This is a genomic window from Pseudomonas sp. NFACC43 (assembly GCF_900119645.1).
Taxonomy (GTDB): domain Bacteria; phylum Pseudomonadota; class Gammaproteobacteria; order Pseudomonadales; family Pseudomonadaceae; genus Aquipseudomonas.
Map to the genome: position 1 here is coordinate 109,006 of NZ_FPKK01000014.1, position 8,476 is coordinate 117,481.

Consider the following 8,476-nt stretch of genomic DNA (forward strand, 5'->3'; position numbering starts at 1 on the left):
AGCGAGCTTGCTCGCGATGGCGGCATATCAGTCAACATCAATTGAGGCTGAACCACCGCTATCGCGAGCAAGCTCGCTCCCACAAGGGTGTGGCGGTGGGCTGCTTTGCGTGTTCGGCGCAATGGCCGCAAATCTGCGACAATCGCCCCTTGCTCAAACCGATGACCCTTGCGTACCTGATGACTGACCAAGCCCCCGCTATCGACAAACTGCTGAAGAACCTCGACCACGCCATGCTCGCCGACCGTCACCGGTTGCGGCGTCAGTTGCTCGAGCTGCGCAAGAAACCCGACGAGGCGAAACTGGCCCAGTGGGTGACGCGGATGCAGGCGTCGTGCGACCAGGTGCTGGCGCGCAAGGCCAGCCTGCCGGTGATCCGTTATGACGACAGTCTCCCGATCGCCGCCAAGCGCGATGAAATCAAGGACGCGTTGCGAAAACACCAGGTGCTGATCATCGCCGGCGAAACCGGCTCGGGCAAAACCACGCAGTTGCCCAAGATCTGCCTGGAAATCGGTCGCGGCCAGCATGGCCTGATCGGCCACACCCAGCCACGGCGGATCGCCGCCCGCAGCGTGGCCAGCCGCGTGGCCGAGGAACTGGGGACGCCGCTGGGAGCGTTGGTGGGGTATCAGGTGCGGTTCGAAGACCAGAGCGATGCCAACACACTGGTCAAACTGATGACCGACGGCATCCTGCTGGCCGAAACCCAGAACGACCGTTACCTCGAGCGCTACGACACGATCATCGTCGACGAAGCCCACGAGCGCAGCCTGAACATCGATTTCCTGCTCGGCTACCTGAAGACCCTCTTGCCCCGTCGTCCCGACCTCAAGGTCATCATCACTTCGGCCACCATCGACCTGGAGCGCTTCTCCAGGCATTTCGACAACGCTCCGATCGTGGAAGTCTCGGGCCGTACCTTCCCGGTGGAAACCTGGTATCGGCCCCTGACCCTGGAGCAGGACGAGGAAGGCAACCGGGTCGAGGACGACCTGACCGTCGACCAGGCCATCCTGGCCACGCTGGATGAAATCGCCGCCCATGAGCGCAGCGAACGCCGCAGCCCTGGGGATGTGCTGGTTTTCCTGCCGGGCGAGCGGGAAATTCGCGACGCGGCCGAGATGCTGCGCAAGGCCCAGCTCAAGCACACCGAGATCCTGCCGCTCTATGCCCGCTTGTCGCCGGCCGAACAGCAGCGGATCTTCCAGTCTCACCCGGGCCGGCGCGTGGTGCTGGCGACCAACGTCGCCGAGACCTCGCTGACCGTGCCGGGCATCCGCTATGTGGTCGACAGCGGCACCGCGCGCATCAGCCGCTACAGCTATCGGGCCAAGGTCCAGCGCCTGCCCATCGAGGCCATTTCCCAGGCCAGCGCCAACCAGCGCAAGGGGCGCTGCGGGCGGGTCGAGCCGGGGATCTGCGTGCGGTTGTACAGCGAGGAGGATTTTCTCGGGCGGCCGGAATTCACCGACCCGGAGATCCTGCGCACCAACCTGGCGGCGGTGATCCTGCAGATGCTGCACCTGCGCCTGGGTGAAATCACCGATTTTCCGTTCATCGAGCCGCCGGACGGCAAGGCCATCAGCGACGGTTTCAACCTGCTGCAAGAGTTGTCGGCGGTGGACCGCAACGGCCAATTGACCGCACTGGGTCGTCAGCTGGCGCGCCTGCCAGTAGACCCGCGTATGGGCCGCATGTTGCTGGAGGCGGCGAAGCTGGGCAGCCTGCAGGAAGTGCTGATCGTCGCCAGCGCCATGTCGATCCAGGATCCGCGGGAGCGTCCGCCCGAGCGCCAGCAGGCGGCCGATCAGGCCCACGCCCAGTGGAAGGATCCGGATTCGGATTTCGCCGGGCTGGTCAATCTGTGGCGTGGTTTCGAAGAACAGCGCCAGGCCCTGACCGCCAGCCCGTTGCGCAACTGGTGCCGGAAGAACTTCCTCAATTACCTGCGTCTGCGAGAGTGGCGCGATTCCCACCGCCAGTTGAGCCTGATCTGCCGCGACATGCAGCTGAGCCTCAACAAGGACCCGGCGGATTACCCGAAACTGCACAAGGCGGTGCTCTCGGGCCTGCTCAGCCAGATCGGCCAGAAAACCGAGGACGGTGACTGCCTCGGCGCCCGTCAGCGAAGGTTCTGGGTGCATCCGTCATCGGGCCTGGGCAAGAAGCGTCCGCAGTGGCTGATGACCGCCGAACTGGTGGAAACCACCAAGCTGTACGCGCGCATGGTGGCCAGGATCGAGCCGGACTGGATCGAACCCCTGGCCGGACACCTGATCAAGAAGAACCACTTCGAGCCCCATTGGGAGAAGAAACGTGGGCAGGTGGTGGCCTATGAGCAGATCACTCTGTTCGGGTTGATCGTGGTCGGGCGTCGGCCAGTGCACTACGGCCCGGTGGACCCGGTGGTGTCCCGGGAACTGTTCATTCGCGAGGCCCTGGTGCGCGGCGAGATCCAGTCCAGGGCCAAATGCCTGGGGGCCAATACCCGCTTGCTGGAGCAGCTCGACGAACTGGAGGCCAAGGCCCGCCGGCGGGACATCCTGGCGGATGAGGAAACCCTGTTCGCGTTCTACGACGCGCGGCTGCCCGCCGAGATCCACCAGACGGCGACCTTCGACAGCTGGTACCGGATCAACAGCCAGAAAGACCCGCAGTTGCTGATCATGCGTGAAGAGGACGTGCTGGCGCGCGAGGCCAGTGAGGTCACTGCCGCGCATTTCCCCGACACATTGCGTGTCGGCGACCTGACCTTGCCGTTGAGCTATCACTTCGAGCCCAATCATCCGCGCGACGGCGTGACGCTGCGCGTACCGGCGCCGCTGCTGCCCATGTTGCCGCCGGAGCGCCTGGAATGGCTGGTGCCCGGCATGCTCGAGGCCAAGTGCATCGCCCTGGTGCGCAACCTGCCCAAGGCCTTGCGCAAGAACTTCGTACCGGTGCCGGACTTCGTCAAGGCCGCGCTGCAACGCATCACGTTCGCCGAAGGTTCGCTGCCTCAAGCGCTGGGCCGTGAACTGCTGCGCATGACCGGTGCGCGGGTCAGCGACGAAGCCTGGACGGAAGCCGCGCAGCAGGTGGAAAGCCACCTGCGCATGAACCTGGAAATCGTCGATGGCCAGGGCAAGTTCCTGGGCGAAGGCCGTGACCTGGCCGAGCTGACGGCGCGATTTGCCGAAGCCAGCCAGGCGGCCCTGGCCGTGCCCCAGACGGCGAAAAGCCAGGCGCCGGTGCAAGCCAAGGTGTTCGCGCCAGTGGCCGAGAAAACCCAGCAGCAGATCGCCGGCTTGTCGATGACGGTCTACCCGGCTTTGGTGGAAGAGGGAGGCGTGGTCAAGGAAGGTCGTTTCCCGACCCCCGCCGAAGCCGAATTCCAGCATCGCCGCGCCCTGCAACGGCTGCTGATGCAGCAACTGGCCGAGACGGCGAAGTTCCTGCGAGGCAAGTTGCCGGGCCTGACGGAGCTGGGCCTGCTGTATCGCGAGCTGGGCCGTATCGATAGCCTGGTGGAAGACATCCTGCTGGCCAGCCTCGACAGCTGCATACTGGAAGGCGAAGCGAACCTGCCCCGCGACGGCGCCGCGCTGGCTTCCCTGGCCGAGCGCAAGCGCGGCGGCTGGACCGAGCACGCCGAACGCCTGGCGAAGCTGACCCTGGACATCCTCAAGCTCTGGCACGGTCTTCAAAAGCGCTTCAAGGGCAAGATCGACCTGGCCCAGGCCGTGGCCCTGAACGACATCAAGCAGCAAATCAGCCATCTGGTGTACCCCGGTTTCGTGCGCGAAACCCCGCACCAGTGGCTCAAGGAGTTGCCGCGCTACCTCAGGGCCGTCGAGCAGCGCTTCGAAAAGCTGGGCAGCCAGGTGCAGAAGGATCGGGTCTGGAGCGGCGAGTTGTCGAACCTCTGGGCGCAGTACCAGGCCCGTGCCGCCAAGCACGCCCAGGAAGGCAAGCGCGATCCGCAGCTGGAGGTGTATCGCTGGTGGCTGGAGGAGTACCGGGTATCGCTGTTTGCCCAGCAACTGGGAACCAAGGTGCCGATTTCCGATAAGCGCCTGGGCAAGCAGTGGAGCGTGGTAGAGGGCTGATCGCAGAATCAGGGGGTAGCCCCATGACCCCTGTGGGAGCGAGCTTGCTCGCGATAGCGGTGGTTCAGCTTGCATTGATGTTGACTGATACACCGCAATCGCGGGCAAGCTCGCTCCCACAGGTTTTGTGTTGTAAGTGAGGGAGAATGGGCCAAACGCCAGCGTTTATGGCAAACTTCGCGCCTATAAATGCCGGTCCCGTGGTTTTGAGCTTCAATGCCACGGGCGGATCGGAATAAAGCGATGCCAGGTCTGCTTCCCCAGGATGGGAAAAGACCCTTTGTGTATTGGTACGGTTGTACCAATGCTTTCTGCCTGAACAGATCAGAGACACGACCATGTATAACGTCGTCATCAGTGGCACCGGCCTGTACACCCCGGCCAACAGCATTTCCAATGAAGAGCTGGTGCAATCCTTCAACACCTACGTCGCGCAGTTCAATACCGACAATGCCGAGGCCATCGAGCGGGGTGAAGTGGAGGCATTGACCGAATCCAGCGCAGCGTTCATCGAAAAGGCTTCCGGTATCAAGAGCCGCTTTGTCATGGACAAGGACGGCATCCTCGACCCGCAACGCATGACCCCGCGCCTGCCCGAGCGCTCCAACGAAGAGTGGTCGGTGCTGTGCGAAATGGCCGTCGGTGCCGCCCGTCAGGCCCTGGAACGCGCCGGCCGCACGGCCGCCGACATCGACGGGGTGATCGTCGCCTGTTCCAACCTGCAGCGCCCATACCCGGCCATCGCCATCGAGGTCCAGGAAGCCCTGGGGATCGAGGGCTTCGGCTTCGACATGAACGTGGCCTGTTCCTCGGCCACATTCGGCATCCAGGCGGCAGCCAACAGCGTGCAACTGGGCCAGGCCCGGGCCATCCTCATGGTCAACCCCGAGGTGTGCACCGGCCACCTGAACTTTCGCGACCGCGACAGCCACTTCATTTTCGGTGACGCCGCCACCGCGGTGATCATCGAGCGGGCGGACCTGGCGACGTCGCCGTACCAGTTCGATGTGGTCAGCACCAAGCTGCTCACCAAGTTCTCCAATAACATCCGCAACAATTTCGGCTTCCTCAACCGTGCGGCAGAAGAGGGCATCGGCACCCGGGACAAGCTGTTCGTCCAGGAAGGTCGCAAGGTCTTCCGTGACGTCTGCCCGATGGTGGCCGAGCTGATCGGGGCTCACTTGGAAGAAAACCAGCTGAACGTCGGCGAAGTGAAGCGTTTCTGGCTGCATCAGGCCAACCTGAGCATGAACCAGCTGATCGTGCGCAAGCTGCTGGGGCGCGAGGCCACCGAGGCGGAAGCACCAGTGATTCTCGATACCTACGCCAACACCAGCTCGGCCGGTTCGGTGATTTCGTTTCACAAGTATCAGGACGACCTGCCCAGCGGCTCGGTCGCGGTGCTCAGCTCGTTCGGCGCCGGCTATTCGATCGGCAGCGTGATCCTGCGCAAGCGTTGATCCACACTTCGGCGAGACGGTTCATTGACGAGGAGATAAATCCCCTCGCCACGAATACATCGTCAGTCTTGCCAGGCAGCGGGGGATTGAATGACGGCCATCGATGACACCCAGCTGCTCCAGCGCCTGCTGGCGGGCGAGCAGCAGGCCTACAAGGAATTGGTCGGCACCTATCAGGGGCCGATGCGCGCCGTGGCCTATGCCATCGTCGGCAGCCGTCATGCCGATGAAGTGGTACAGGACGCCTGGCTGTCGGTGGTGCGAAATCTCAGCGGGTTCCAGGGGCGCTCCAGTCTCAAGACCTGGCTGTTGACCATCACCGCCAACACAGCCAAAGGGCGCTACAAGCAGAATCGTCGCGAGGTGCTGCTCGATGACCTGCCGTCGCCTCACGGCACCGTGGGGGACGATCGTTTCGCCGCCGATGGCCATTGGCTGCTGGCGCCGTTCGCCTGGCATCAGGACTCGCCCGAGGCCTTGCTTACCGAAGGCGAGTTACGTGATTGCCTCGAACACACGCTGCTCAGCCTGTCGCAACTGCAGGGCAGCGTATTGGACCTGCGGGAGCGGCAGGGGCTGGAGTTGCAGGAAATCTGTAATCTTCTGGACCTGACGCTCTCCAATGTACGGGTGCTGTTGCATCGCGCACGGCTGAAGGTCTTTGCGACGGTGGAACATTTCGAGGAAACCGGTGAATGCTGACCTGCAAGGAACAAGTAGCGCGCTCCAGCGATTACCTCGATGGTCAATTGACCTTTCGTGAGCGCCTGATGGTGCGCCATCACCTGATGTTCTGCCCCAACTGCCGGCGTTTTATCCGCCAGATGCGCCTGATGCAGGCGACGCTCAAGCGTCTTCCCCAACCCCCCATTCCCGATCTGGATCACCTCGCCGAAAAGCTTGCCGCCGAGCGTCGCCGAAACATCCGCTGAGTCCTGAGAGCCCCTGTGGGAGCGAGCTTGCTCGCGATGGCGGTGTATCAGGCAAAAAGCTGTCACTGACATACCGCTAGCGCCAGCAAGCTCGCTCCCACAAGGGCTGGCCGTGGTACTGGTTATTTCAATTCGAAGTAAAAAGTTCCGCTGTCATGAAATATTTATGTGATGGCAACTTGCCTGACACAACCCGCCGCCAAGATCCCCTCCCAACACCAGCGGGCCCGTTTCCGCGTGTTTTCTAACGCATAGACTACCAACAGGGGAATTCTTCGATGATCCGTAAGCACTTCGCAGGTTTTGCCGCCAGCGCGCTGGCAATGGCAGTAACCGCCCAGGCTTTCGCCGGTACCGTCACCACCGACGGCGCCGATATCGTGGTCAAAACCAAGGGCGGCCTTGAAGTCGCCACCACTGACAAAGAGTTCAGCTTCAAGCTTGGCGGTCGTTTGCAGGCTGACTACAGCCAGTTCGACGGCATCTACACCGACAACGGCAATTCGGCCGATGCCGCCTACATCCGCCGCGCCTTCCTGGAACTGTCCGGCGTGCTGTACACGGATTGGGCCTACACCATCAACTACGACATGTCCCACAACAGCGGCGACTCCGACAACGGCTATTTCGACGAAGCGTCCCTGGCCTACAACGGCTTCAAGCCGGTTTCGATCAAGGTCGGTCGTTTCGACCCCGACTTCGGCCTGGAAAAAGCCACCAGCTCCAAGTGGGTCACCGCACCTGAGCGCAACGCTGCCTACGACCTGATCGACTGGACCAACAGCCACCAGAACGGCCTGGGCCTGCAAGCCTCCAGCACCTTCGCCGATTCGTTCTATGCCTCGGCCGGTGTGTTCAGCAAGGACACCGACGACACCGACGGCGACAGCGTCAAGCAAGTCAACGGCCGTTTCGTGTTCGCGCCGATGCATGACGCCGGCAACGTGCTGCACTTCGGTGTGAACGTGGCTTCCCGTGACGTGTCCGACACCGTGTTCGACGCGCGTTATCGCTCCCGCCTGGGGATGCGTGGCGTGGAAACCCTCGGCGGCAACGATGCCGGTCCGAACGGCAACCGTCCGGTACTGGGCGGTGCCAACAACTCGCCGGCCGGCTCCTACGACCGTGACACCGCGTTCGGCCTGGAAGCCGCCTTCGCCATGGGCCCGGCCTCGATCCAGGGTGAATACGTCACCCGCAAGACCAAGGCTGACGCCGACGGTTTCGAAGACATCAAGGGCCACGGTTTCTACGTGCAGGGCGCCTACACCCTCACCGGTGAGTCCCGTGGCTACAAGGTCGGCAAATTCGATTCGATCAAGCCTCAGAACAAGTCCATCGGTGCCTGGGAACTGTTCTATCGCTTCGACAGCCTGACCGTCGAGGACGACAACATCACCACGGCCTCGGCCACCCGTGAAGTGGGCGATGCCGAAGCCAAGGTGCACAACCTGGGTGTGAACTGGTACGCCAACGAAGCCGTGAAAATCACCGGTGCCTACATCAAGGCCAAGACCGACAAGGTCACCAACGCCAATGGCGATGACGACGGTGACGGCTTCGTGGTCCGTGCCCAGTACGTGTTCTGAATCGCGCTGACTTGATACAGAGCTCTTTCTTCATCCGTTAAAGCTCCTTTCGACCCCGCTCCGGCGGGGTTTAATGAGATGGTCAGCCTGACCGAGAAGCCCTGCAGGTTTACGCTTGCAGGGCTTTTCTCGTTTTCGGCGGAGGATCTCTCATGAACACGATGACGCTTCTCGGCATCGACATTGGTAAACACAGTTTCCATCTGCACGGCCAGGACGCCAAAGGTCATCAGGTTTTGCGCAAGAAAACCAGCCGCAGCCAATTGCTCGGCACATTGGCCCAACTGCCGGCCTGCACGGTGGTGATGGAGTCGTGTGGCGGTGCCCACTGGCTGGCTCGACAGGTTGAGGCATTGGGCCACGAGGTAAAACTGATTGCCCCGCAATACGTTAAGCCGTTCGTC

5 protein-coding genes and 1 pseudogene are annotated in these 8,476 nt (G+C 62.4%); all 6 read left to right on the plus strand.

Translation table 11 applies throughout. From position 1 onward, the window contains the following. Positions 1-179 precede the first annotated feature (179 nt). Positions 180-4,091, plus strand: coding sequence for an ATP-dependent RNA helicase HrpA (hrpA, locus tag BT179_RS21790; RefSeq protein WP_072431933.1), 3,912 nt, complete (start codon positions 180-182; stop codon positions 4,089-4,091). A gap of 338 nt (positions 4,092-4,429) precedes the next feature. Beyond that, complete coding sequence (locus BT179_RS21795; protein WP_072398732.1) at positions 4,430-5,551, plus strand: beta-ketoacyl-ACP synthase III; 1,122 nt, start codon at positions 4,430-4,432, stop codon at positions 5,549-5,551. Between the two features lie 90 nt (positions 5,552-5,641). Then, positions 5,642-6,253: an RNA polymerase sigma factor gene (locus BT179_RS21800; protein WP_072398733.1), complete on the plus strand. Its 612-nt coding sequence runs from the start codon at positions 5,642-5,644 to the stop codon at positions 6,251-6,253. Further along, on the plus strand, positions 6,247-6,483 hold the full coding sequence (locus BT179_RS21805) for an anti-sigma factor family protein (RefSeq protein WP_072398734.1): 237 nt from the start codon (positions 6,247-6,249) through the stop codon (positions 6,481-6,483). The genes BT179_RS21800 and BT179_RS21805 overlap by 7 nt, the downstream gene beginning before the upstream one ends. A gap of 278 nt (positions 6,484-6,761) precedes the next feature. Continuing rightward, positions 6,762-8,072 carry an OprO/OprP family phosphate-selective porin gene (locus BT179_RS21810; protein ID WP_072398735.1) on the plus strand — a complete coding sequence of 437 codons (1,311 nt, stop codon included), beginning with the start codon at positions 6,762-6,764 and terminating at the stop codon, positions 8,070-8,072. A 152-nt stretch (positions 8,073-8,224) separates the two neighbouring features. Next, positions 8,225-8,476, plus strand: a pseudogene (locus BT179_RS21815) (IS110 family transposase); the annotation flags it as partial.

What these genes read in the sequence shown, in the direction of transcription:
- hrpA (WP_072431933.1), top strand. Translation starts at nt 180, where the DNA reads ATGACTGACCAAGCCCCCGCTATCGACAAACTGCTGAAGAACCTCGAC.
- BT179_RS21795 (WP_072398732.1), top strand. Translation starts at nt 4,430, where the DNA reads ATGTATAACGTCGTCATCAGTGGCACCGGCCTGTACACCCCGGCCAAC.
- BT179_RS21800 (WP_072398733.1), top strand. Translation starts at nt 5,642, where the DNA reads ATGACGGCCATCGATGACACCCAGCTGCTCCAGCGCCTGCTGGCGGGC.
- BT179_RS21805 (WP_072398734.1), top strand. Translation starts at nt 6,247, where the DNA reads ATGCTGACCTGCAAGGAACAAGTAGCGCGCTCCAGCGATTACCTCGAT.
- BT179_RS21810 (WP_072398735.1), top strand. Translation starts at nt 6,762, where the DNA reads ATGATCCGTAAGCACTTCGCAGGTTTTGCCGCCAGCGCGCTGGCAATG.